This window comes from Pseudarthrobacter sp. R1 (assembly GCF_024494415.1).
Taxonomy (GTDB): domain Bacteria; phylum Actinomycetota; class Actinomycetes; order Actinomycetales; family Micrococcaceae; genus Arthrobacter.
Genome location: NZ_JAMKFI010000008.1, coordinates 955,430 through 979,341, shown reverse-complemented (window position 1 = coordinate 979,341; position 23,912 = coordinate 955,430). Strand labels below are relative to the sequence as shown.

Annotated in this window: 22 protein-coding genes, 1 pseudogene and 1 riboswitch; of the genes and pseudogenes, 3 read left to right on the top strand and 20 right to left on the bottom strand. The window is 65.9% G+C overall.

Features of this window, described 5'->3' with window-relative positions; genetic code table 11:
* Positions 1-89: 89 nt before the first annotated feature.
* The 14 genes and pseudogenes from M8J71_RS15355 to M8J71_RS15290 form a co-directional block, all read right to left on the bottom strand.
* Positions 90-773: pseudogene (locus M8J71_RS15355) on the bottom strand (magnesium chelatase domain-containing protein); the annotation flags it as partial.
* Positions 774-1,130 carry a YraN family protein gene (locus tag M8J71_RS15350; RefSeq protein ID WP_256248679.1) on the bottom strand — a complete coding sequence of 119 codons (357 nt, stop codon included), beginning with the start codon at positions 1,128-1,130 and terminating at the stop codon, positions 774-776.
* A 141-nt stretch (positions 1,131-1,271) separates the two neighbouring features.
* Positions 1,272-1,598, bottom strand: a complete 327-nt coding sequence (locus M8J71_RS15345) for a DUF2469 domain-containing protein (protein WP_256248678.1) — start codon at positions 1,596-1,598, stop codon at positions 1,272-1,274.
* Between the two features lie 52 nt (positions 1,599-1,650).
* The gene (locus M8J71_RS15340) at positions 1,651-2,370 is read right to left on the bottom strand and encodes a ribonuclease HII (RefSeq protein WP_374114862.1); all 720 of its coding nucleotides are present in this window, start codon (positions 2,368-2,370) and stop codon (positions 1,651-1,653) included.
* A gap of 161 nt (positions 2,371-2,531) precedes the next feature.
* Entirely contained in the window at positions 2,532-3,341 is an 810-nt protein-coding gene (lepB, locus tag M8J71_RS15335) for a signal peptidase I (protein WP_256248676.1), read from the bottom strand.
* A complete protein-coding gene (gene lepB / locus M8J71_RS15330) occupies positions 3,342-4,019 on the bottom strand; it encodes a signal peptidase I (RefSeq protein WP_256248675.1) in 678 nt (225 codons plus the stop codon).
* Positions 4,020-4,103: 84 nt separating this feature from the next.
* Positions 4,104-4,463: a 50S ribosomal protein L19 gene (gene rplS / locus M8J71_RS15325; protein WP_163162685.1), complete on the bottom strand. Its 360-nt coding sequence runs from the start codon at positions 4,461-4,463 to the stop codon at positions 4,104-4,106.
* Positions 4,464-4,721: 258 nt separating this feature from the next.
* Positions 4,722-5,534, bottom strand: coding sequence for a tRNA (guanosine(37)-N1)-methyltransferase TrmD (gene trmD / locus M8J71_RS15320; RefSeq protein ID WP_256248674.1), 813 nt, complete (start codon positions 5,532-5,534; stop codon positions 4,722-4,724).
* Positions 5,535-6,080, bottom strand: coding sequence for a ribosome maturation factor RimM (gene rimM, locus M8J71_RS15315; RefSeq protein ID WP_256248673.1), 546 nt, complete (start codon positions 6,078-6,080; stop codon positions 5,535-5,537). It abuts the gene before it with no gap.
* Between the two features lie 105 nt (positions 6,081-6,185).
* The gene (locus tag M8J71_RS15310) at positions 6,186-6,428 is read right to left on the bottom strand and encodes an RNA-binding protein (protein ID WP_013601399.1); all 243 of its coding nucleotides are present in this window, start codon (positions 6,426-6,428) and stop codon (positions 6,186-6,188) included.
* 1 nt (position 6,429) lies between these two features.
* Complete coding sequence (gene rpsP / locus M8J71_RS15305; RefSeq protein ID WP_256248672.1) at positions 6,430-6,846, bottom strand: 30S ribosomal protein S16; 417 nt, start codon at positions 6,844-6,846, stop codon at positions 6,430-6,432.
* 204 nt (positions 6,847-7,050) lie between these two features.
* The gene (locus tag M8J71_RS15300) at positions 7,051-7,491 is read right to left on the bottom strand and encodes a hypothetical protein (protein ID WP_256248671.1); all 441 of its coding nucleotides are present in this window, start codon (positions 7,489-7,491) and stop codon (positions 7,051-7,053) included.
* A gap of 95 nt (positions 7,492-7,586) precedes the next feature.
* The gene (locus tag M8J71_RS15295; RefSeq protein WP_256248670.1) at positions 7,587-8,462 is read right to left on the bottom strand and encodes a VOC family protein; all 876 of its coding nucleotides are present in this window, start codon (positions 8,460-8,462) and stop codon (positions 7,587-7,589) included.
* 106 nt (positions 8,463-8,568) lie between these two features.
* Complete coding sequence (locus M8J71_RS15290; RefSeq protein ID WP_256248669.1) at positions 8,569-9,651, bottom strand: amidohydrolase family protein; 1,083 nt, start codon at positions 9,649-9,651, stop codon at positions 8,569-8,571.
* Positions 9,652-9,727: 76 nt separating this feature from the next.
* A riboswitch (TPP riboswitch) is annotated at positions 9,728-9,835 on the top strand.
* Between M8J71_RS15290 and thiC the strand changes: the two genes are divergently transcribed.
* Positions 9,830-11,662: a phosphomethylpyrimidine synthase ThiC gene (thiC, locus tag M8J71_RS15285; RefSeq protein WP_374114854.1), complete on the top strand. Its 1,833-nt coding sequence runs from the start codon at positions 9,830-9,832 to the stop codon at positions 11,660-11,662. Its footprint overlaps the riboswitch before it by 6 nt.
* A gap of 69 nt (positions 11,663-11,731) precedes the next feature.
* Here thiC and M8J71_RS15280 read toward each other — a convergent pair whose 3' ends face one another.
* Positions 11,732-12,466, bottom strand: coding sequence for an alpha/beta hydrolase (locus tag M8J71_RS15280; RefSeq protein WP_256248668.1), 735 nt, complete (start codon positions 12,464-12,466; stop codon positions 11,732-11,734).
* A 102-nt stretch (positions 12,467-12,568) separates the two neighbouring features.
* Complete coding sequence (ffh, locus tag M8J71_RS15275; protein ID WP_256248667.1) at positions 12,569-14,152, bottom strand: signal recognition particle protein; 1,584 nt, start codon at positions 14,150-14,152, stop codon at positions 12,569-12,571.
* 84 nt (positions 14,153-14,236) lie between these two features.
* On the opposite strand from ffh, the gene M8J71_RS15270 reads away from it, so the two are divergent.
* On the top strand, positions 14,237-15,640 hold the full coding sequence (locus M8J71_RS15270; protein WP_256248666.1) for a glucose-6-phosphate dehydrogenase: 1,404 nt from the start codon (positions 14,237-14,239) through the stop codon (positions 15,638-15,640).
* Positions 15,641-15,768: 128 nt separating this feature from the next.
* Here M8J71_RS15270 and M8J71_RS15265 read toward each other — a convergent pair whose 3' ends face one another.
* Both M8J71_RS15265 and M8J71_RS15260 read right to left on the bottom strand, forming a co-directional pair.
* Complete coding sequence (locus tag M8J71_RS15265) at positions 15,769-16,107, bottom strand: P-II family nitrogen regulator (protein ID WP_015937412.1); 339 nt, start codon at positions 16,105-16,107, stop codon at positions 15,769-15,771.
* The gene (locus M8J71_RS15260; RefSeq protein ID WP_256248665.1) at positions 16,104-17,456 is read right to left on the bottom strand and encodes an ammonium transporter; all 1,353 of its coding nucleotides are present in this window, start codon (positions 17,454-17,456) and stop codon (positions 16,104-16,106) included. Before M8J71_RS15260 ends, M8J71_RS15265 begins: the two co-directional genes overlap by 4 nt.
* 225 nt (positions 17,457-17,681) lie before the next feature.
* On the opposite strand from M8J71_RS15260, the gene M8J71_RS15255 reads away from it, so the two are divergent.
* Positions 17,682-18,944, top strand: coding sequence for an MFS transporter (locus M8J71_RS15255; protein ID WP_256248664.1), 1,263 nt, complete (start codon positions 17,682-17,684; stop codon positions 18,942-18,944).
* Here M8J71_RS15255 and ftsY read toward each other — a convergent pair.
* Together ftsY and smc are read right to left on the bottom strand one after the other, a co-directional pair.
* Positions 18,941-20,149 (bottom strand): signal recognition particle-docking protein FtsY, encoded by a 1,209-nt coding sequence (ftsY, locus tag M8J71_RS15250; protein WP_256248663.1) that lies wholly within the window; start codon positions 20,147-20,149, stop codon positions 18,941-18,943. The two genes, M8J71_RS15255 and ftsY, sit on opposite strands and share 4 nt — an antisense overlap.
* Positions 20,150-20,221: 72 nt before the next feature.
* Positions 20,222-23,809 carry a chromosome segregation protein SMC gene (smc, locus tag M8J71_RS15245; RefSeq protein WP_256248662.1) on the bottom strand — a complete coding sequence of 1,196 codons (3,588 nt, stop codon included), beginning with the start codon at positions 23,807-23,809 and terminating at the stop codon, positions 20,222-20,224.
* Positions 23,810-23,912 lie beyond the last annotated feature (103 nt).

Sequence of the window (23,912 nt, the reverse complement as noted above, 5' to 3'; positions counted from 1 at the left end):
CGCTGCATCCGTGCGATGAATAACCGCCCAGGTTTGGCTGTAAGCCGGCCACTGCTCCAATGCTTCAGCATACATGGTTAAGGACATAGACCCGGTGGGCCGGTAAGGAGCAGGTGGTGGGCTCCGGCGGCTGCCACTTCGAGGGCCCGTCGGGCATCGCCCTGACCGGAGACATCCGCCATGTCCGGGTAGACCCCTGTGTCCTCCGGGCCATCGCACGGGTGTTCAGGGTCCTCCGGTTCGAAGTCCAGCGCCAGTTCCTGCGGGTCCGCCCCCGAGTCCAAAGCGAGCCGGGCAAGGGTGCGGTATCCCTTGACGTTCGCGCCGGGCACCAGCGTCGCTTCTGCCAGGTTCGCCTGCGCCACGACGATGTCCGGATAGCCGGCCTGTACAGACGCCATAACGGCCGGGAGGATGCCCCGGACCGGGCGCAGCCTGCCGTCCAGCCCCAGTTCGGCGATGAAGACCGTATTGCCGGTGGGTTTGATGTCGTTTGCGGCGCGGAGGACGGCCATGGTGACTGCCAGGTCGAAGCCTGAACCGCGCTTGGGCAGAGAGGCAGGAATAAGGTTTGCGGTGATCTTCCGGCGGCTGAGCGGGATTCCGGAATTCTTCGCGGCAGACCGGATGCGTTCCTTGGCTTCATTCAAGGAGGCGTCCGGCAGTCCGAGGAGCACAAATGCGGGCAGGGTCTGGCCGATGTCGGCCTCAACCTCCACGATGTAGCCGTTCAGGCCCACCAAGGCGATGGAGTAGGTTCTTCCAAGGGCCACTCATCCCACCCCCTTGAGGTGCTCCACCAGGGGTTCGCCGCCGCCGTCGTCCACGACGGCGATCACGTCCACCCGCCGCAGCGGCATCCGCAACTCCCGGTCGCGGCACCACGCGGAGCCGAGCCGGTGCAGGCGGGCGAGTTTCTCCGGGCCCACCGCTTCGAAGGGGTGGCCGTAATCAAGGGAACGGCGGGTCTTTACTTCGGCAATAACCAGGGTGTCGCCGTCGAGGGCCACAATGTCGATTTCGCCTTCGGCGCAGCGCCAGTTGCGCTCGACAACGAGCATGCCCAGGGACTCAAGGAAGCCGACGGCGAGGTCCTCTCCGTGCCGGCCCAACAGGTCTTTTGATCTCATTTTTTACCTCCGCAACCAGCCTGTGGCAGCGTGGTTGCGGAGGTAAGGGAGCTCATCGCGTATGTGGACCAATGGCCCCTGTGAAGGAGAAGTCGGTTGTGCAGGAAGAGTCCGCCGGAGAATCCGGCGGCCTGCCGGGAGCTACTGGCCCAGGTCAACGTCCTTGGGCATGGCCAGTTCCTCGTTGCGCGGCAGTTCTTCCACGTTGACGTCCTTAAACGTCAGGACACGGACGCTTTTGACGAACCGGGCCGATCGGTAGACGTCCCAGACCCAGGCGTCCTGCAGCGTCAGGTCGAAGTAGACCTCGCCGTCCGCGCTGCGGGCCTGCAGGTCTACGTGGTTGGCCAGGTAGAAGCGCCGTTCGGTCTCGACAACGTAGCTGAACAGTCCGACGACGTCGCGGTATTCACGATAGAGCTGCAGCTCCATGTCGGTCTCATAGTTTTCAAGATCCTCAGCACTCATGATTCCATCTTGCACCATGTCCGGCGCCGCTGGCGCCCGCGCCCGGCCGGAGTCAGTCTTCGATGCCGGCTTCGTCCTCGGCGGATTCGTCCCCGCCGGACAGCCCGACGTCCAGCAGTTCCCCGCCGAGGAGACGCCAGCTGACGCGGTGGTAGGGCGTAGGCCCTGCCGCGCGGAGCACATCACGGTGCAGCGCGGTGGCGTAGCCCTTGTTGATGTCCCATCCGAAGTCCGGGTACTCACCATGCAGCTGCCGCATCATCTTGTCCCGCTCCACCTTCGCGATGACGCTGGCGGCAGCAACGCTCAGGCACTGCATGTCTGCCTTGATCTTGGTGTGCACCGGGGCGTCGCAACCCGCTTCGAGCACCGGCTCGTCGAAAAGCGACAGCTGGCCTGCGGGCGAAAGCCAGTTGTGGCTGCCGTCCAGGAGCACGAGGTCGGGAGTGACTCCCGCGGCGAGAATGTCCTGCCAGGCCCGGGTTCCGGCAAGGCGCAGTGCAGCGATGATGCCGAGCGAATCAATTTCCTGCGCCGACGCGTGGCCCACCGCGGACGCAACGCTCCACCTACGGACCAGTGGATCAAGCCGTTCCCGTTCCGCAGGGCTCAGCAGCTTACTGTCCTTCACCCCGGCAAGGGGCTTCTGGCGCTCCAGGTCCACAACGGCGATGCCGACGCTTACAGGACCGGCAAGGGCGCCACGTCCCACCTCGTCGACACCGGCCACGAGGCGTGCGCCCTGGGCCTTGAAGGTCCGTTCGTGCCTCAAGGTGGGCGCCTTCGCCGGGCGGGCTGGCACCTTTGTGGAACCGGCGCGTCCCTTTGCGGCGCCGGCCTTCGCCGGGCCGGCTTTTCCGGAGCCGGTCTGCGCCGGGCTCGCCTTCACAGTGCCGGCCTTTGCCGGGCTGGCATGAACTGCGGATGACATGGTCAGGGAGCCGCCGGTACGCTCCGGAACACGTCCGGATAGTTGCCAAGGGTGGTGATGCGGCTCAGCGGCCAGGCGATGACCGCGGCTTTGCCCTCGAGGTCGGCGATGTCGATGAACCCGCCGTCGGAATCCATGTGCGCCCTGGAGTCAGCGGAATAGTTCCGGTTATCGCCCATCACCCAGACCTTGCCTTCGGGGACAGTCACATCGAAGTTGCGTATCTGCGGGGTCTCAGCCGGGTTGACGTAGCTTTCGTTGATGGCCTTCCCGTTGATGGTCAGTTTACCGCCATCATCACAGCAGACCACACGGTCCCCCGGCAGACCGATGACCCTCTTGACCAGGTGCTGCTGCGAGTTGTCCGGCAGAAGGCCAACAAAGGTCAGGCCGTCCTGGACCCAGCTGAATGGTCCTTCGGGTTTTTCCTCGGCAGGCGGCAGCCAACCCTTGGTGTCGCGGAAGACCACCACGTCGCCGCGGCTCAGCGAGAAGGGTTCGGGCACCAGGAGATTAACAAAGATCCTGTCATCGATGTCCAGGGTGCTGACCATGGACTCGGAGGGAATAAAGAACGCGCGGAACAGGAAGGTCTTGATGAGGAAGGAAAGCACGACGGCGATCACCACCACCGTGGCGATCTCCTTCAGCCAGGAAAGCACTTGGCTCCCGCCGGAGCTCTGGCTGGCCTTTGCAGCGGCACGGCTGCCCGCGGATGCGGGAGCAGGTGCTGCCGAACCCGCGGCGTCGGCCCGGGAGTCCGAAGCGCCGTCGGGACGCGGTTCGGGTGTCCGCGCGTGGTTCTCGGGCATTTACTGTCCGTTCTCTGTTAAGGGTCCTGCCGCTGGCGGCCGAGGTACTTCAGCAAATCTATCAAGCGGCCAGATGATGTGGACCGGCCTGCCGACAACACGGTCCACCGGCACCATTCCCCCGCCGGGCGCACCCAGCAGGCTGCGGGAATCGGCAGACAAGGACCGGTGGTCACCCAGCAGCCATAACCGCCCCTCCGGCACCTTTGCGGTGAACTTCTGGGTACTGGGGGCGTCACCGGGAAAAACGTATGGCTCGTCCAGTGGCTGCCCGTTCACGGTGATCCTGCCGTCGGCACCGCAGCAGGCCACAGTGTCCCCCGGTAAGCCTATGACCCGTTTTACATACGTGGTGTCACTGCCGGTGAGGCCAAGCCATTGGGTTAGGGCGGACGCTGCGTCCACCACGGGGCCCTTGCCGCTGTTCAGCGGCGCGAAGGTTCCCCGGCCGTCGAAGACCACGATGTCGCCCCGCCGGATGGGTTCGGTCCGGAAATCCGTCCGGGACACCAGGATGCGGTCCCCGCCCTCGAGGACCGGTTCCATGGACTCGGACGGAATGAAGTAGACATCCAGCCACAGCGACCGGACCAACCCGCTCACTGCAATGGCGAGGACAAAGGCAAGGAACACAAAACGCCAGCCCGTTTTTCCGGGCTGGCGTTTTGTCTGGTCCATAAGTCCGTATCCTGGGCGCTGGTGCATGGCTCCGGCGCTGGCCGGATACGGCTGCGGCCCTGCCTTTGTAGGTCTGTAAAGGACTTACTTGGCGGTGCTGAAGTCGCGCTTTTCCTTGATCTTGGCAGCCTTACCGCGCAGTGCACGCATGTAGTAAAGCTTGGCGCGGCGCACGTCACCCTTGGTGACGAGCTCGATCTTTTCGATGATCGGGGAGTGCACCGGGAAGGTACGCTCCACGCCGACGCCGAAGGAGACCTTGCGGACCGTGAAGGTCTCGCGGATGCCGTCGCCCTGGCGGCCCAGGACGAAACCCTGGAAAACCTGGACACGGGTGTTCTTGCCTTCGATGATGTTCACGTGAACCTTGAGGGTGTCACCCGCGCGGAACTCGGGAACATCGGTGCGCAGCGAAGCTGCATCTACGGAATCGAGAATATGCATGATTGCACTCCTGGTGAACGCCACAGGTCATTCACTTTGGGTCACGGCAGCCAAGCCCGGACGCTTGCCGCGCTACCGGAAATTTCTGCCGAAAGGTAAGTGTCCGTCCTCTTTCACTGATTGAAGAGGCCGGTTGTCTTAGCTGTTGGTTGCGCTCCCCCTGTGGCAGGTGCGGACCTAGCAGACACAAGGACTAATTTTGCCACAGACGGGCACGTACAGCCAATTAGCCACGATTGCCACGGCCCAAGCGGCCGGTCAGTGCGGCTGTTCCCCCGGCGCGTCCGGGCGGCGCAGCAGCCGGCCGTCGACGACGTCGTAGCCCAGCTCCTGCAGGCCGGCGCGCTCGGCACGGGGCAGCTTCCCGGCGTCGAACGTTGCGAGCAGGTCCGGGCGGCGCTCCGCCGTCCGGCGGAATTGTTCGCTGCGGCGCCACTGCGCAATTTTTCCATGGTTGCCGCTGAGCAGCACCGCCGGCACCTCACGCTCCCGCCAGACGGAAGGCTTGGTGTAGACGGGGTACTCCAGCAGCCCGTCGGAATGGGACTCCTCCACCAGCGACTCGGGGTTGCCCACGACGCCGGGCAGGAGCCGGCCGATGGCCTCGACCATGGCCAGGACGGCGACTTCCCCACCGTTCAGGACGTAGTCGCCCAGGCTCACGGGGCGGACGATGAAGTGCTCGCGGGCCCACTCGATGACCCGCTCATCGATGCCCTCGTAACGTCCGCAGGCGAACGCGAGGTGCTCCTGTTCCGCCAACTCGTAGGCGAGGGCCTGGGTGAAGCGCTCCCCCGCCGGCGATGGAACGATCAGGACCGGCCTGCCTGCATCTTCCGAACGGTCGTCAGCGATGGATGAGAGCGCCTGCGCCCACGGCTCAGGCTTCATCACCATTCCGGCGCCGCCGCCGTAGGGCGTGTCATCCACTGTGCGGTGCTTGTCGGTGGTGAAGGTGCGGAGGTCGTGGACGCGCAGGTCCAGGATCCCGTCCTGGCGGGCCTTGCCGATCAGCGACAGTTCCAGCGGCGCCAGGTACTCCGGGAAGATGCTGACGACGTCGATCCGCATTTACGCTTTGCCTTCAGTTTCCGGGGCGCCGTCCTGGTCCGAGTTGAGCTCGAACAGGCCGTCCGGCGGGGTGAGGAGGATGAAGCCTTCCTCAACGTTGACCTCGGGCACGATCTGCTCGACGAAGGGAATGAGGATCTCTTCCCCCTCCGGGGTTTTGACCAGCAGCAGGTCCTGCACGGGCATGGTGTTGAGCGCGGCGACCTTCCCGACTACGCGGGAACCGACCCGTGCTTCCAGGCCAACCAGCTCGTGCTCGTACCAGCCTTCGTCGTCGTCCTCGTCCAGCTCTTCGGTTTCAATAAAGAGCTTGGCGCCGCGGAGGGTTTCCGCGTCATTGCGGGTTTCAATCCCGTCGAAGCCCAGCAGGAGGATGTCCTTGTTCCAGCGGGCGCTGTTGACAGTCAGCGGGCCGGAAGATGCCGGTTCAACCACAAATTCGGTGCCCGGCACAAACCGGTCCTCAGGGGCGTCGGTCAGGACCTGGACCGTAACTTCCCCGCGGATGCCGTGGGGTTTGCCGATTCGTGCCACCTGGAGCTGCATGTGTTCCTCTGTCTTGGATGTGGTTGGCGGTGTTCTGCTGAAAGCACTCCGGCCCCTCCACCATTGGTGGAGGGGCCGGAGCAAAAAACTGATGTTGCTGAGCGCTCAGCGGCGGCGGTCGGTGTCGACGACGTCGACCCTTACCGGTTCGCCGCCGGCCAGGGCTGCCACAACGGTGCGCAGCGCGCGTGCCGTGCGGCCCTGGCGGCCAATCACCCGTCCAAGGTCGTCCTGGTGGACCCGCACCTCGAGGGTGTCCCCGCGGCGGTTGCTCTTCGAGCTGACCTTGACGTCATCCGGGGAATCGACGATTCCCCGGACCAGGTGTTCCAGCGCTTCTGCCAGCAATTTACTCAGCCTCGGTGGTCTCTGCTTCGGCCGGTGCCTCGGCTGCGTCAGACTTGGATGCCTTCTTGGTGATGGCTTCCGGGATGATCACGGAACCCTTTTCCGGGGCAACGAAGGCTTCCTTCTGGGCCTTGGTCCTCAGGGTGCCTTCCTGGCCCGGGAGGCCCTTGAACTTCTGCCAGTCACCGGTGATCTTCAGGATCGCGGCAACCTGCTCGGACGGCTGGGCGCCGACGGACAGCCAGTACTGGGCACGCTCGGAGTTGACCTCGATGTATGAGGGCTCTTCGGTGGGGTGGTACTTGCCGATCTCCTCGATGGCGCGGCCGTCACGCTTGGTGCGTGAGTCTGCAACGACGATGCGGTAGTACGGTGCGCGCATTTTGCCAAAGCGCTTAAGGCGAATCTTTACGGCCACTTTTGTGGTCACTCCTGTTTCAGAAAAGGGGTGAACCCGGCGTTCTGCACCCGTGGGGCGGGCCGTACTTGCGGGTTCGAAGGACAGGATCCGGACGCGGAGAGAGGGGCCACGCAGATCGAGTACCTGTTTATTGTGCCAGATCAGCGCCGGGATTTCGACTTGACACAGCGGCGGCCGGAAGATGGCCCGGGGGCGGGCCGCTCAGGCGGACCAGACGTAGAGCCCCGTCCGTTCCGAATCGTCCACGCTGTTGGCCAGTTCAGCCAACTGCTGCACGTAGGTCCGCGCGCGGTCGGCATCGAAGGGCATGTCGTCCTGGGCTGCCCACTGCCCGGCAACGTCGTCCAGGATGTTGCCTTCGCCTTCGGTTTCGTACGAGAGCAGGTCCGCCAGGGCACGGACCATGGCCGGCGGGACGGCCAGCAGCGAATCGCTGGATACGTCCACCATGGTCAGTTCATAGTCGGCACCGCCGGCGTGCACGGCAGTTCCGGCGAGGTCTCCGAGCTGTTCAACTTCGAAATCACTGATCCCCGCGATCCGGACAGCCTGGCCGGCGGGTGCACTGCCGCCTTCGTCCAGGACGCCGGCGCGCTTGAGTGCGGCGTCGTGGGTGGCAACAAAGATCTCGGTGAAGCCCATGGGAAGTACCCTTCTTCCGTTTGACGGTGGTGCCGGCCGGGAGCAATGCCTGCCGCCCGGCCGTTCGGGTTCAGCCTAGTACGGGAACGCCCGGGTCAGCGGACCGCTACGCGGATCCGGTTGCGCCACGGATCCTCAAACCGCAGTTCCGCCCCGGTGTGGTGCGCCGGCAGGCCGGCGACCCTCAGCCGGTCCGCGAGCGCCCCGACGTCGTCTCCGGACGGCACCTCGATGAGCACCTCGCCGAGGCCGAGCGTGTCCTTGCGGGGACCGGCGCCGCGGCTGTTCCAGACATTCATGGCCATGTGGTGGTGGTAGCCGCCGGCCGAGACGAACAGGGCCTGCCCGTGCCAGCCTGCAGTCTTTTCAAACCCAAGGATTCCCACATAGAAGTCGCGGGCCGACTGGACGTCCCCCACCTGGAGGTGGACGTGGCCCACTCCCGCCACACTCCCGCGCTGGCGCTGAAGGGACTCTTCGGTGAGGTGCTGCTCGAGGTACCGCTGCGGTGGCAGGGCCAGGCTGTCCATCACCACGTCGGTGCCGTTCCAGGACCAGTTGCTGCGGGGCCGGTCCCAATAGAGCTCGATGCCGTTGCCTTCAGGATCAGTGAAGTAGAAGGCCTCGCTGACGAGGTGGTCCGCGCTGCCCGTGAAGGAGCGGGGTTCAAACCGGGCCGCGGTGGCGACGGTGGCGGCGAGGTCCGCCTGGTTCTCGAACAGCAGCGCGGTGTGGAAGAGGCCGGCTTCTCCCCTGCCCGGGAGGTTCAGGCCCGGAGCGGGCGCGAGGTGCACGAGCGGTTTTTGCAGCCGGCCGAGGTAGAGCCCGCCGTCCTGCTCGGCGACAACCTCAAGACCGAGGGCACGCTGGTAGTAATCCGTCATCACCTTCATGTCGCCCACCTTGAGCATCACGGTGCCCATGGCGAGGTCGGCAGGAAGAAGATCCTGGCTGGCGGCTTCTGCAGTCATTAGTAGCTCCCGGTGCTTGGGCCCTTCGGGTTACGGGCCTATGACTATTAAAATTACTTGAAGCTTCAATTTATTCCAAGTGTCTTCAAAATCAGGTCACCGCGGTTCAACGGATGACGCGCCCTCCCAGCACAACGTGTGCCAGTTCGCCGACAGTTGCCGGAGCCTGCCGCGGGTCCTCCCGGCACAGCACGACGTCGGCGCGGGCACCCTCCTGGAGTCCCTCGGCACCCAGCCACCTCCTCGCGGCCCAACAGGCAGCGTCGAGGGCAGCGGCCATTGGCAGGCCTGCGTGGTGAAGGGCAAGGATCTCATCGGCGATCCTGCCGTGCCGGATGACGCTCCCGGCATCGGTGCCGGCATAGATCTGCACCCCTGCTTCGTACGCCTCCAGCACCCGTTCCGCGCGGCGCTCCCACAGTGCCCGCATGTGGGCCGCGTACCGGGGGAACTTCGGCTCTGCCTGGGCGGCGATGTCCGGAAACGTGGCGATGTTGATGAGGGTGGGCACGATGGGAACGCCCTGCTCGACGAACCTGGGGAAGTGCCGTGGCAGGAGCCCGGTGGCATGTTCGATGCAGTCGATCCCCGCGTCCAGCATCTGGTCGAGGGTCTCTTCGCCAAAGCAGTGGGCGGTGATCCGGGCGCCTTCGTCGTGCACCGCCTGCACGGCGTCCCCGACGGCGGCGGCGGGAAACGACGGTGCCAGGTCACCGGCGCCGCGGTCGATCCAGTCCCCGACGAGCTTGACCCAGCCGTCACCGTCGCGGGCCTGCTTCCGGACAGCTTCCACCAGGCCGTCCGGTTCAACTTCCTCGGCGAAGCCCCGCAGATACCGCCGGGTCCGGGCAACATGCCTGCCGGCGCGGATGAGTACGGGGGCGTTCCGGCTGCCCTGAAGGAACCGCGTATCTGCAGGGGAACCTGCGTCCCGCGCCAGCAGTGTTCCAGCGTTCAGGTCGGTGCTGGCCTGTTCTTCCGCAACTGCTGCCTCCACTGCGCCACCGGGCCCGAGCCCGATGTGGCAGTGGGCATCCACGAACCCCGGCAGGACCCAGCCTTCCAGCACCCGGTCCGGCACCTGCTGCGGGCGCGTAAAGGTCAACAGCCCGTCAACGGACCATAGGCCACGACGCTCGCTGTCCGGCCCGGCAAGCACCGGGCCGCTGAATTCGATGATCTCCGGCATTGGACTCCTTTTCCCGCCAGTCAGGCTAGCACCGGCCATGTGACAAGCCCCTCCCGAAAGGCTGTGGTAGCTTTCTTCCTGACCACACGGGTGCCCCTGCAGGGGCTGAGATCGGGCTGACGCAGCCTGCGACCGTTGAACCTGTCCGGGTAATGCCGGCGAAGGAAGTGAGTAATCCTTGAGTACACCATTTACACCGTTGAATCCTGCCCACATTCCGTCAAGCGGGGCGGAAGGCGGCCAGGACCAGGCTTCTGTCACGCAGTCGCTGAAGTCCCAATCCCTGGCCTTTGTCCGCGATGAAGCAGCCGGGATACAGGTGCCCGTTACGGAGATAGCCCTGGCACCTTCACCCAACGGCGATTCCAACGGCCCGTTTCGCATCTACCGCACTGCCGGCCCCGGGAGCGACCCCGTCTGCGGCCTCAACCCTTTCCGCTCCGCATGGATAGAAGCGCGCGGCGACACGGAAACCTATGGCGGCCGTGGACGGAACCTGCTCGACGACGGCCGCTCGGCTGTCCGCCGCGGTGCCGCCAGCGCGGAGTGGAAGGGCCCCCGCCCGGTGCCCCGCCGCGCCGTCGGAGGCCGGACGGTGACGCAAATGCACTACGCGCGGCAGGGCGTCATCACCCCCGAAATGCGCTTCGTGGCACTGCGGGAGAACTGCGACGTGGAACTGGTGCGCAGCGAAGTGGCAGCCGGCCGGGCGATCATTCCGAACAACATCAATCATCCCGAGTCGGAACCCATGATCATCGGCAAGGCTTTCCTGGTAAAGATCAACGCCAACATCGGCAACTCGGCGGTCACCAGTTCCATCGCCGAAGAAGTGGACAAGCAGCAGTGGGCCACACAGTGGGGCGCAGACACCGTGATGGACCTTTCCACCGGCGACGACATCCACACCACCAGGGAATGGATCATCCGCAACTCGCCGGTTCCGATCGGCACCGTCCCCATCTACCAGGCCCTGGAGAAGGTCAACGGCGAAGCGAACGCGCTGACCTGGGAGATCTTCCGCGACACCGTCATTGAACAGTGCGAACAGGGCGTGGACTACATGACCATCCACGCCGGCGTCCTGCTCCGGTACGTTCCCCTGACCGCCAAACGGGTGACCGGTATCGTGTCCCGCGGCGGATCAATCATGGCCGGCTGGTGCCTTGCCCATCACCGGGAAAACTTCCTCTACACGCACTTCGACGAGCTCTGCGAAATCTTCGCACGGTACGACGTCGCGTTTTCATTGGGCGACGGCCTGCGGCCGGGGGCGACGGCCGATGCCAACGATGCAGCGCAATTCGCCGAACTGGACACACTCGCTGAACTGACGCGGCGTGCCTGGGAATACGACGTGCAGGTGATGGTGGAGGGCCCCGGCCACATTCCGTTCCACCTGGTCCGGGAGAACGTCGAACGCCAGCAGGAGCTGTGCAAGGGTGCGCCCTTCTACACTCTGGGCCCGCTTGTTACCGACGTGGCACCCGGGTACGACCACATCACCTCGGCCATTGGCGCCACGGAAATCGCCCGCTACGGCACCGCAATGCTGTGCTACGTCACCCCGAAGGAACACCTGGGCCTGCCCAACAAGGACGACGTCAAAACAGGGGTGATCACGTACAAGATCGCAGCGCACGCCGCAGACCTCGCCAAGGGCCACCCGGGAGCGCAGGAACGTGATGACGCGCTGTCCAAGGCACGCTTCGAGTTCCGCTGGCGGGACCAGTTCGCGTTGTCCCTGGACCCGGTGACCGCCGAGGCATTCCACGACGAAACCCTCCCCGCGGAACCTGCCAAGACAGCACATTTCTGTTCCATGTGCGGTCCCAAGTTCTGTTCCATGCGGATCAGCCAGGACATCCGGGACGAATACGGGTCAGCGGAGTCGCAGGCGGCGGTGGCGGACATGGCAGCCGGAATGCGGGCGAAAAGCGAGGAATTCCTTGCAGCGGGCGGCAAGGTCTATCTCCCGGAACTGGCCGTTCCGGTAGACGGCCGCCCGTAACTGCTCCACATTTTCCGTCCGGCAGGCTATTGGGGGCCTGCCGGACGGGGAGGCTGCCCCCGGCAGGATTCAGGAAGCCCTGGCAGGCTGGCTCCTGCTGACCTCGCTGATGAACGAGCGGATGATGCGGTCACCTTCCGGGGAGTCATGGGGCCGGTGCCCTCCCGACGCCGTGCGGTGCAGGGCGCCGGTCTCACGCAGGTAGCGGGCAATCTCCTCGTAGAGCGGTTCCCATCCCCCGGTGAGGACAAGGGTGGGAACGCCGGGAACAATGTGCAGCGGCGCCTCCCAGGAGGGAGCCTGCAGCCGCAGCCTCCTGGCGGACCGCTTCTCCTCCGCTGTGGCCGGCTGCTGCAGGTCCGTGGCGTAGATCCGCCGGACGAACTCGCGCTGGAAATCCTCGTCGCTCAACTGGTGCCGGACGTCGAACAAGGGCTGCATCAGCCCGATATGCGCCGCCGTAGCCGGCAGCTCCGCGGTAAGAGAGAGGCAGGCCGGCTCCACCAGCGTCAACGAAAAGACAAGGTCGGGACGCTCGACGGCGGCCATCATCGCTGCGATGGCTCCCTGGGAGTGCGCCACAACGTGTCCGCCCGCGGCGCCCCTGCCGTCGTCGGCAAGGGACCGCAACACAATGGCGGCGTCTTCGTCGAAGGAAGATTCAACGGGTTCAGCCACAGGATGGTACCCGTGCCGGCGCAGGAACAGTGCGTCATAGGACAGCGCCATACCGTGCTGGCGCGGCCATGCAGCGGAGCCGAAGCTGCCGGCGCCGTGCACGAACACTACCCTCTGCTTGAACATGACCCAACCCTATTCGACGGCACGGACATCCCAAGTGAGTAGCGCCAGGTGTCGTTGTGACCGTTCAAAACGACACGTGGCGCTACCTGGTTGCAGATGTGGTTACTGGCCGAGGAACTTGTCGAAACCCTTGGGCAGGTTCAGCTGCGAGGGATCAAAGTCGCCCTGCTGCTGGCCGAAGGCGGCCCCGGTGGGCAGTGCCTTGGCGGCATTCGCGCGGCGCGCCTCGGCATCCTTGCGCTCCTGGGCTGCCTTGGCGGGGTTACCGGACTTGGCCTTTTTCTTGGGGGCGTTCTTGGCGTTCTTCCGCGCACCGCCGCCCGCACCGGGCATGCCGGGCATACCAGGCATTCCGGGCATGCCGCCCTGGGCCATCTTCTTCATCATCTTCTGGGCCTGCGCGAAACGTTCCAGGAGGCCGTTGACCTCGGAGACGTGCACGCCGGAACCGCGGGCGATACGGGCGCGGCGGGAGCCGTTGATGATCTTGGGAGCCAGGCGCTCATGCGGTGTCATGGAGCGGACGATTGCTTCAACGCGGTCGATCTCGCGCTCGTCAAACTGCTCAAGCTGCTGGCGGATGTTCTGCGCGCCCGGCATCATCATGAGCATCTTCTTCATGGAGCCCATGTTGCGGATCTGCTGCATCTGCGCCAGGAAGTCATCCAGGGTGAAGTCTTCCTGGTCGGCGAACTTCTTCGCCATCCGGGCAGCTTCGTCCTTGTCCCAGGACTTCTCGGCCTGCTCGATGAGCGTGAGGACATCGCCCATGTCCAGGATGCGGGACGCCATCCGGTCCGGGTGGAAGAGCTCGAAGTCGTCCAGGCCTTCACCGGTGGAGGCGAACATCACAGGCTTGCCGGTGACGGACGCAACGGAAAGTGCGGCACCGCCGCGGGCGTCGCCGTCGAGCTTCGACAGGACGATGCCGGTGAAGTTGACGCCCTCGTCGAAGGCATGCGCCGTGTTGACGGCATCCTGGCCGATCATGGCGTCAAGGACGAACAGCACTTCGTTCGGCACGATGGCACGGCGGATCTGCCGTGCCTGCTCCATCATGCCGGCATCAACGCCGAGGCGGCCGGCGGTGTCCACGATGACAACGTCGTGGAGTTTTTGGCGGGCTTCCTCAACACCGGCGCGGGCAACCTCTACGGGGTCCCCGGCCGGGTGCTCAAGCTCGGTGGAGGTGGCGCCGGGGTGCGGCGCGAACACCGGCACCTTGGCGCGCTGGCCAACCACCTGCAGCTGGGTGACGGCGTTGGGACGCTGCAGGTCACAGGCCACCAGCAGGGGGCTGTGGCCTTGGGCCTTCAGCCATTTGGACAGCTTGCCGGCGAGGGTGGTCTTCCCGGCACCCTGCAGGCCGGCCAGCATGATGATGGTGGGCCCGTTCTTGGCCAGGCGGATGCGGCGGGTTTCGCCGCCGAGGATCTCCACCAGCTCCTCATTAACGATCTTGACGATCTGCTGGCTTGGATTCAGGGCCCCGGAGACCTCGGCGCCCAGGGCGCGTTCGCGCACCCGGCCGGTGAATTCACGGACAACGGGAACGGCAACGTCCGCGTCCAGGAGGGCACGGCGGATCTCCCGGACTGTGGCGTCAACGTCCGCCTCCGTAAGGCGGCCTTTGCCGCGGAGATTCTTGAAGGTTGCTGTCAACCGGTCAGAGAGTGAATTGAACACGCGCCGTGCACTTCTTTCAGTGGATGATCGGGACTCGACTATCTAGGGTACCAAGTCGGGCCCGCAAGGTGGCATGCTGGCAAAATGACGAGCCAGACAACAGTGAAAACCCTGCTCATCCTCGGCGCTTCCGGCGACCTCACCGGGCGGCTGCTCCTGCCCGGCCTGGCGCGGCTTGTTGCCACCGGCCGCGCGGCAGGCCTCCGCCTGGTGGGCGCAGGCTCCGATCCCTGGACCCCGGAACAATGGCGGGACAGGGTCCGTACGTCCTTCGCGGCGTCCGCGAAGTCGGCTTCCCCGGACGGCCTGCGGGCACTGGAGGACCTGGAAAAGGAGACCGTCTACCACCAGCTTGATGTCACGGCCGGCGGTGCGCTTGCGTCGCTGCTGACCACCCTTGAGGGGCCCACCGCCGTCTACTTTGCCCTGCCGCCCCGGATCAGCCAGCTCGCCTGTGAAGCCCTCCGGCCAGACGAGGTACCGCCCGGCACGAGGCTCGTCATGGAAAAGCCCTTCGGTTCCAGCGAGGAATCCGCCCGCTCGCTCAACCACACTCTGGTGCGCCTGGTGCCGGAGGACCATATCCATCGAGTGGACCACTTCCTGGGCAAGGCCACGGTGCTGAATATCCTGGGCCTGCGCTTCGCCAACAACTTCCTGGAGCCCGTGTGGAACCGCGAGCACGTGGAGAAGGTGGAGATCATCTTCGACGAGGACCTCGCGCTCGAGGGCCGGGCCCGCTACTACGACGGCGCCGGTGCGCTCCGGGACATGATCCAAAGCCACCTGCTCCAGATCATGGCCTTGATGGCGATGGAGCCGCCGTCGAGCATCAGCGAACGGGACCTGCGCGACGCCGTTTCCACGGTCCTGCGGGCAAGCAGCGTCCCCGCTCCCTATGCAGCTTCCACCCGCAGGGCGCGGTACACGTCCGGGACAGTGGCCGGAAAGGACGTGCCCGACTACGCGAAGGAGGACGGCGTGGACGCTTCCCGGGGAACTGAAACGCTGGCGCAGATCCAGGTGGGGATTGATAACTGGCGCTGGAAGGGTGTCCCGTTCATCCTGCGCTCCGGGAAAGCCATGGGTGTGAAGCGCAAGGAGGCCGTGGTGACGTTCAGGCCGGTCCCCCACCTTCCCAAGGGATTCACAGGGGTGGACTCGCCGAACCAGCTCAGGATCGGTTTCGGGCCCGACACCCTCGAATTCGACGTCGATGTGAACGGGCCCGGCGAGATCCTCAGCCTCAGCCGGGTCACCCTTGAAGCTGAACTGAGCGCATCCGAACTCCTGCCTTACGGTGAAGTGCTGGAGGGCGTTCTCACCGGCGATCCGCTGCTCTCCGTCCGGGGCGATACGGCCGAAGACTGCTGGCGGATTGTGGAGCCGGTCCTGAAGGCCTGGCAACAGGACACGGTCCCGCTGGAGGAGTACGACGCCGGATCCTCGGGGCCGGCGGAACTGTCCAGGAGCGTGCGGGCTGAGTAAACCGCGAGGCGTCCCAGCGGACGCGGGCAAGGTGCAGGAAATATAAAACGGGCGCAACAGAAGAGCGGGCAGGAAACCTTCCGGTTTCCTGCCCGCTCTTTTGGACTGTTTTCCTGGTTGCCGACCGCCTAGATGGCGGCGACTCCCCGTTCCCCGGTCCGGACCCGAACTGCCTCGAAGACATCCATGGTCCAGACTTTGCCGTCCCCGGCCCGGCCGGTATTGGAGCTGGCGATGATGACGTCCAGGATGTCGTCGGCCTGCTCATCGGTTGCCAGGACTTCCACCCGGATCTTGGGCAGGAGGTCCACGTTGTACTCGGCTCCGCGGTACACCTCCGTGTAGCCGCGCTGCCGGCCGTAGCCGCTTGCCGCGCTGACCGTCAGGCCCTGTACGCCGTAGGCTTCCAGTCCTTCCCGGATGGCTTCGAGCTTTTCCGGCCTGACGATTGCGGTAATCAGTTTCATGCCCCCACGCTTTCCTTGCCTGTTGCTGAATCGGTCTTCCGGGCATCCGCCGTGGCCCCGGAGGCCTCCGGCTGGGTCTTGCCCGTAATCATGTCGTGCAGCGGCTGGAAGCTTCCGCCGTGTCCGCCAACACCGAACTCGTAGGCGGTTTCGGCGTGCAGGCTGAGGTCCACACCCACCGTTTCCTGTTCCTGCGAAACCCGGAAGCCCATGGTCTTGTGGATGGCCAGGGCAATGATGGCCGTCAGGATCGCCGAGTAGGCGATGGCGATGCCGGCAGCTGCGAGCTGGGCCCACATCTGGGTCATGCCGCCGCCGTAGAAAAGGCCGCCGCCCACGCCGTCGGCGGGAAGTGCGATGAAGCCCAGGGCCACGGTGCCGATGATGCCGGAGACGAGGTGGACGCCCACGACGTCGAGTGAGTCATCGAAGCCCCAGCGGAACTTCAGTCCAACAGCGAGGGCTGAGGCCACACCGGCCACAACGCCGAGGCCGAGGGCACCGACGGGGCTGACGTTGGCGCAGGCGGGGGTGATGGCTACCAGGCCGGCAACCACGCCGGACGCTGCCCCGAGGGAGGTGGGGTGGCCGTCGCGGATGCGTTCGGTGACAAGCCAGCCGAGCATGGCGGCAGCAGGAGCGGCGAGCGTGTTGACCCAGATGAGGCCGCCCTGCTCAGCAGTGGTGGCGGCGCCGCCGTTGAAGCCGAACCAGCCGAACCACAGGATGGCTGCGCCAAGCATCACGAACGGGATGTTGTGCGGGCGGTGGTTGGGATCCTTGCCGAAGCCCTTGCGGTTGCCGATGATGAGGACGAGTACCAGTGCGGCCACGCCTGCGTTGATGTGGACCACCGTGCCGCCGGCGAAGTCGATGGCCGGGCCGAGCGCCTGGCCCACAGCACCTTCGGGGCCGAAGAGGCCGCCGCCCCAGACCATGTAGGCCAGGGGGCAGTACACCAGTGTGACCCAGACGGGGACAAAGACGCTCCAGGCGCCGAACTTCGCCCGGTCCGCGATGGCGCCGCTGATCAGCGCGACGGTGATGATGGCGAAGGTGGCAGCGTAGCCCACCTTGATCAGCCCGTCAGGAGTGTCGATGCCCTCGAGGCCGAAGCTGGCGAACGGGTTGCCGACGATCTGCAGGAACCCTTCACCGGAGCTCATGGAGGCGCCCCAGAGGACCCAGACCACGCCCACCATGCCGATGGAGATGAAGCTCATCATCATCATGTTCAGTGCGGCCTTGGCACGCGTCATGCCGCCGTAGAAAAATGCCAGACCCGGCGTCATCAGCAGCACGAGGGCTGCCGACACCATGATCCATACGTGACCTGCGGTAAGTTCCATGGTGCACGTCCTCTCTGGTCGAGTATTGCGGAGTCTTCCGCCTGCCAACGCCTTTTGCGTCCTGTAACGAGTTTGTCCGCGCCGTGTTTCGCCCACGGAGGATTTAGATTGCCGGCCTGTTACAACAATCTCTAGGAAGTAAATGGTGCATATCGCGCTTGTTACGGTTGTGTTTCACCGTTTCCGCCGGCACCCGGCCCTCCAGACTGCAAGGATTTGTGCACCATGACGGCAGCACCCCGCGGAAGCGGCGCCACTTCAAGGATCCTGGCCCGCCTGCGGCCGCAACGGGACCGGCTTCCCCGCGACATTAAGGTGATGCTGGCGGCAGCGTTCCTAATTGCGTTGGGATTCGGGCTTGTTGCGCCGGTATTGCCGCAATTTGCGACCACGTTCGGGGTGGGAAACACCGAGGCGTCCGTGATTGTTGCCATCTTCGCTTTTATGCGGCTCGTGTTTGCCCCTGCGGGCGGCAGCCTGATCGGCCGCTTGGGTGAACGGCCCGTTTATGTGGCGGGGCTGCTGATTGTGGCCGTCTCCACCGCGGCCTGCGCGTTCGCCCAGGACTACTGGCAGTTGCTGCTCTTCCGCGGTCTCGGCGGCGCGGGTTCCGTGATGTTCACCGTGGCGTCCATGGCCCTGGTGATCCGGCTCGCGCCTCCGGAGAGCCGGGGCAGGGTGTCCGGCGCGTACGCGACGGCGTTCCTTATCGGCAATGTTTGCGGCCCGATTGTGGGCGGGCTGCTGGCCGGCTTCGGCCTCCGGATACCGTTCCTGGCCTATGCCGCAGCCCTGGTAGCCGCCGCCCTGGTGGTCCAGACACAGCTGAGCCACGAGCGCCGCGGTTCTGCGGAGGCACAACAGCGGTCGCCGGAGATGAAGCTCGGCGAGGCCCTGGCGACAGGACCGTACAGGGCTGCCCTGATCTCCAGCTTCGCCAACGGGTGGGCCACCTTCGGCGTACGCATGGCTACCGTTCCCCTGTTTGCCGCTGCCGCCTTCGGCGCCGGGCCAGAGGCGGCAGGGCTGGCTCTGGCGGTGTTCGCCGCCGGCAACGCCGTGGCGCTGACCTTCTCCGGCCGCCTGGCGGACAGCATGGGGCGCAAGCCCATGATGATCGCGGGCCTCCTGGTGGCTGGCGCTGCAACGGCCGGGATCGGCGTCGCCGGTGACCTGGTGTGGTTCCTGGCGGCCTCGGCGCTGGCCGGCGTCGGCTCCGGGCTGTTCGGACCCGCCCAGCAGGCCGCCGTCGCCGATGTGATCGGCAACGGTCGGTCCGGCGGCAAGGTCCTGGCGGTGTACCAGATGACGTCCGACGTCGGCGCGATCGCCGGGCCCGTGCTGGCCGGCGTGCTGGCGGACCGCCTGGGCTATGGCTGGGCTTTCGGCGTCACGGGCGGCATCATGCTGGTTGCCGCCTGCAGCTGGATTGCCACCCGTGAAACCCTTCGGGCCGCCAAAAGCGCGGGCAGTGCGGACGGCCGCTAGTTCAGCAGCGCGTCCACAAACGCTTCAGCCTCGAACGGGGCGAGGTCGTCAGCACCTTCGCCCAGTCCAATGAGCTTGACCGGTACGCCAAGGGTCTTTTGGATGGCGACGACGATGCCGCCCTTGGCCGTGCCGTCCAGCTTCGTCAGGACGATGCCCGTGATGTTGACGACTTCGGAGAACACGCGCGCCTGGTTCAGGCCGTTCTGGCCCGTGGTTGCATCCAGCACCAGGAGGACCTCGTCCACCTCCGCAAGCTTCTCCACCACGCGCTTGACCTTCCCCAGCTCGTCCATCAGGCCCACCTTGTTCTGAAGGCGGCCGGCCGTGTCAATCATCACCACGTCGACTTCCTGGTCAATGCCGGCCTTCACTGCTTCGTAGGCAACGGAGGCCGGATCGGCGCCCTCGATGTCCGACTTCACGGTGGGGACGCCTACGCGCTGGCCCCACGTGGCCAGTTGCTCCGCGGCCGCAGCACGGAACGTGTCCGCGGCGCCGAGGAGGACGTCCTTGTCCTCGGCCACCAGCACGCGGGCAAGCTTGCCCACGGTAGTGGTCTTGCCCACGCCGTTCACGCCCACCACCATCATGACGGCCGGCTTGTCAGCGTGGCGCTGCACGTTCAGGGTGCGGTCCATGGTGGGGTCCACAATCTTGATGAGCTCCTCCCGGAGCAGCACCTTGACCTGCTCGGGGGTCCGGGTGCCCAACACCTTGACGCGCTCACGCAGGGCGTCCACAAGCTGCATGGTGGGTTCGGTGCCAAGGTCGGCCAGAAGGAGGGTTTCCTCGACTTCGTCCCAAACGTTCTCATCGATCTTGTCGCTGGACAGCAGTGCCAGCAGGCCCTTGCCCATGATGTTGTTGGAGCGGACCAGCCGTTCGCGAAGGCGCATGAGGCGGCCGGCCACGGGCAGCGGGGTCTCGACCTGGATGGCTTCCAGGCCCGCTGCATCGTCCGGGACGGTGGTGGTGTCCAGCCCCTCCAGGTCCACGCCGTCGGGGGCCTTGCGGTCCGTCGCCGCGGCCGGACTGTCCTCGACGGCCGTGCTCCCGCTCCGTGGCAGGACGGGGTCGTTGGCGTCCCGGGTGCCCGGGTACTGGGTGATGTTCTTCCGCGTCTTGAGCAGGACCGGAATCAGCCCGCCAATAACCGCCAAGGCAGCAACAATGGACAAAATTATGGGGAGGATGTCATTCACTCCCCTAGCTTCTCACAACGGAGCGGTCGTCACGGGCCCGCGCGGGGCTGCCCACGGACCGCCACAGCCCGCCTACACCTCGGCGCCCAGGCGCTGGCTGATGACTGTGGAGACGCCGTCGCCCCTCATGGTGACGCCGTAGAGAGCATCGGCTACTTCCATGGTCCGCTTCTGGTGGGTGATGACGATGAGCTGGCTGGACTCCCGGAGTTCCTCGAAGATGGTGATGAGGCGGCCCAGGTTTGTGTCGTCCAGGGCAGCTTCCACCTCGTCCATCACGTAGAACGGCGACGGACGCGCCTTGAAGATCGCAACCAGCAGGGCCACTGCCGTCAGGGAGCGTTCACCGCCGGACAGGAGCGAAAGCCGCTTGATTTTCTTCCCCGCAGGGCGGGCTTCCACTTCGATGCCGGTGGTGAGCATATCCCCCGGGTCGGTGAGTACCAGCCGTCCTTCCCCACCTGGAAACAACCGGGCGAAGACTCTGACGAACTGTGCCTGGGTGTCCTCGAAGGCTTCCGTGAAAACCCGCTGGACGCGGTCATCGACCTCCTTGATGATGTCCAGCAGGTCCTTCCGGCTGGCCTTCAGGTCCTCCAGCTGCGTGCTGAGGAACTGGTGGCGCTCCTCAAGCGCGGCGAATTCCTCCAGCGCCAGGGGGTTGACCCTGCCCAGGCTGGCGAGGTCGCGTTCTGCTTTCCGGAGCCGCTTCTCCTGCTCCTCGCGGATATAGGGCTTGCCCTCGATGATTTCGGCTCCGGCGGCATCCACCGGAGCGCGCAGCGCCGCCCATTTGTCGCCGCTTTCTTCGGCAGGGACCGGGACGGGCACCTCAGGCCCGTAGTCCGACACCAAGGCATCGGGGGTGATGCCGAGCTCATCGATCGAGCGGCTTTCCAGGGCTTCGATGCGGGCCCGTTGCTGGGTGCGGGCGAGTTCATCGCGGTGGACGTTATCCGTGAGCTCGGCAAGTTCCCGCGCGAAAAGGTCATTCGCTGTCCGGATGTGCAGCAGTTCCTTGTCCCGCTGTTCCCGGTTCTCTTCAGCAAGGTCGCGTTCGTGCCTTGCCAGGTCCACGGACACATCCATGTACCGCAGGGCCAGTTCAACAGCGGCGGCTACGGCGGCAGCCCGCTTCGCCTGGGCCCGGCGGCGGCGGGCGCGTTCGGCTGCTTCCTCCCGGGCGCGGCGCTCAGTGGCAGCGGCACGTTCCAGCGAATCCACCCGGTTCCGGGTTGCGGTTAACTGCTCCTCGGCGCTGCGCAGTGAAAGCCGGGCCTCCACCTCGGCGGCCCGGGCTGTGGAGGCAGCCTGGGCAAGGGCATCCCGGTGTTCGGTGGAGGGCTCCTGTTCCAGGGGCGCCTCCTGGGCAGCGGCAAGCCGCGCCGTCACGGCGGCGAGCGCTTCCTGCCCGGCCACGACGTTCGCTTCGGCTTGAGCCAGGGACGCCGCCAGCCGGTCGCTTTCGCCCACTGCGCTGCGAAGTACGGAGTTGAGGTGGCCGAGGCGTTCCGCAACGGCCGCCAGCCTGGCATCTGATTCGTGCAGCCGCTCGAGGGCAGCGTCGGCACGTTCCTGCGCCTCAGCCCGCCGCGCCTCTGCCGCGGCCAGGGCGAACCTGTTCCGCTCCAGCCCGGCAGTGACGGACGAAAGCCGGCTTTCGGCGTCGTCCACGGCGGCCTGGACTTCAAGGAGGGACGGCGCCTTCGCCGAGCCGCCCGTGGCTGAAACCGCGGTAAAGACGTCCCCGCCCATGGTCACCGCCGTGATACCGGGACGCGCGGACACCAGCGCGGCGGCCGCCTGGACGTCGGGGACGACGGCGGTTCCGGCCAGCAGGTGCCTCACTGCCGGGGCTGCGGGTCCGGCGTCCTGCACAAGTTCCCCTGCCCAGCGGGCCCCTTCCGGCAGGGGTGCGGCTTCACCCGCCACCGCCACCTCGGCGGCACCCGCAGCGTGGAGCAGGAACGACGCCCGCCCGGCGTCGTCGTCCTTGAGCAGTTGAACCATACCGGCTGCAGCCTCGTGGTCCCGTACGAGGACCGCATCCGAGGCTTCCCCCAGGGCAGCGGCTATCGCCGTTTCGTAACCCGGTTCCACCGCCAGTTCCCCAGCGAGGGTTCCGAGGACCCCTGCCAGGCCGGCGTCAAGGACGTGCCCTGCCCCGTCTTTCCTGTTGAGCCCCAGTTCAAGGGCGTCCCGGCGCGCCACCAGCGCATCACGCTTGCGGATTCCCTCACTGACAGCCGCCTTGAAGCCGGAGATGTCCTGAAGAACTGCATCGAGTGCTTCGCTGGCGGCCTCATAATCGGCGTCAAGGGATTCCTCTCCTTCTTCCACGCCTGCCACCTGGTTTTCCAGCGCGGTGAACTCGGACTGGGCGCGGGCACGCCGTTCCGCCCCGGCCGCCTGGGATTCCCGGAGCCTGCCCAGCTCGGCCTGTGCGGATTCCACCCGTGACCTCGCCGCAGCAACCTGGCCGGCGAGCCTGGCCAGTCCTTCACGCCGGTCCGCGGCTGCCCGCAGCACCGCCGTGAGCCGCTTGTCCTCGGCCAGGGCGGCGGCCTCTGCCTCCGCTTTGGCTGCGCTGGCGGCCTCAAGTCCACTGCGCCTATCCAGGATGTGGCGTTCGAGCTCGGCAAGTTCCCCGCGCACGCGCGCGGCCTGCCGCTCAAGCTGTTCAGGATCGCGGCCAGCTGCCGGGGGCTCCGTGGACCCGAGCAGGCGGGTGCGTTCCTGCGCCAACGTTCCGAGGGAACGGAGCCGCTCACGCGAGGCAGTCAGCCGGTACCAGGTGTCCCTTGCCGCGTTCAGCTTTGGCGTTGCTTCCGCAGCCAACTGCTCCAGGGCAGCCTGCTGCCGGCGCCCGGCTTCCAGCTCCTGCCCGACGGCGGCCCGCCGGGATTTGAGCGCAGCTTCGTCCGCGACGTCCTGCTCCAGTGCTTCCTGCAGCTGGACGAGGTCGTCAGCAAGGAGCCGCGCCCGGGCATCGCGGACGTCGAACTGGACGCGCTGGGCACGCCGGGCCACCTCGGCCTGTTTGCCCAGCGGGGTCAGCTGGCGCCTGATTTCGCCGGTCAGGTCGGTGAGCCGCTGCAGGTTTGCCTGCATGGCCTCGAGCTTGCGGACCGTCCGCTCCTTGCGGCGCCGGTGCTTGAGGATTCCTGCGGCTTCCTCAATGAAGCCCCGGCGGTCCTCGGGGGTGGCGTGGAGGACCCGGTCCAGCTGGCCCTGGCCCACAATGACGTGCATCTCACGGCCCAGGCCTGAGTCGGACAGCAGTTCCTGGATGTCGAGCAGCCGGCAGCCCGCGCCGTTGATGGCATACTCGGAACCGCCGGCCCGGAAGAGCGTCCGGGAAATGGTCACTTCGCTGTACTCGATGGGCAGGGCACCGTCAGTGTTGTCAATCGTCAGCGACACGTGTGCACGCCCCAGCGGGGGCCGGCCGGACGTTCCGGCGAAGATGACGTCTTCCATCTTGCCGCCGCGCAGGGTTTTGGCCCCCTGCTCCCCCATCACCCAGGCCAAGGCGTCCACCACATTGGACTTGCCGGAGCCGTTGGGGCCTACGACGGCGGTGACGCCGGGTTCGAAATTGAAGGTGGTGGCCGACGCAAACGACTTGAATCCCCGGACGGTCAGGCTTTTGAGGTGCAAGGCTTTTGGGTCTCCTGGATGGCTGGGACGGATGCTTCCCTGCACCAAATCTACTGCTTACCGGCGAAATGCTCCGGATTGACGGGCCCGTACCCCTGCCGCG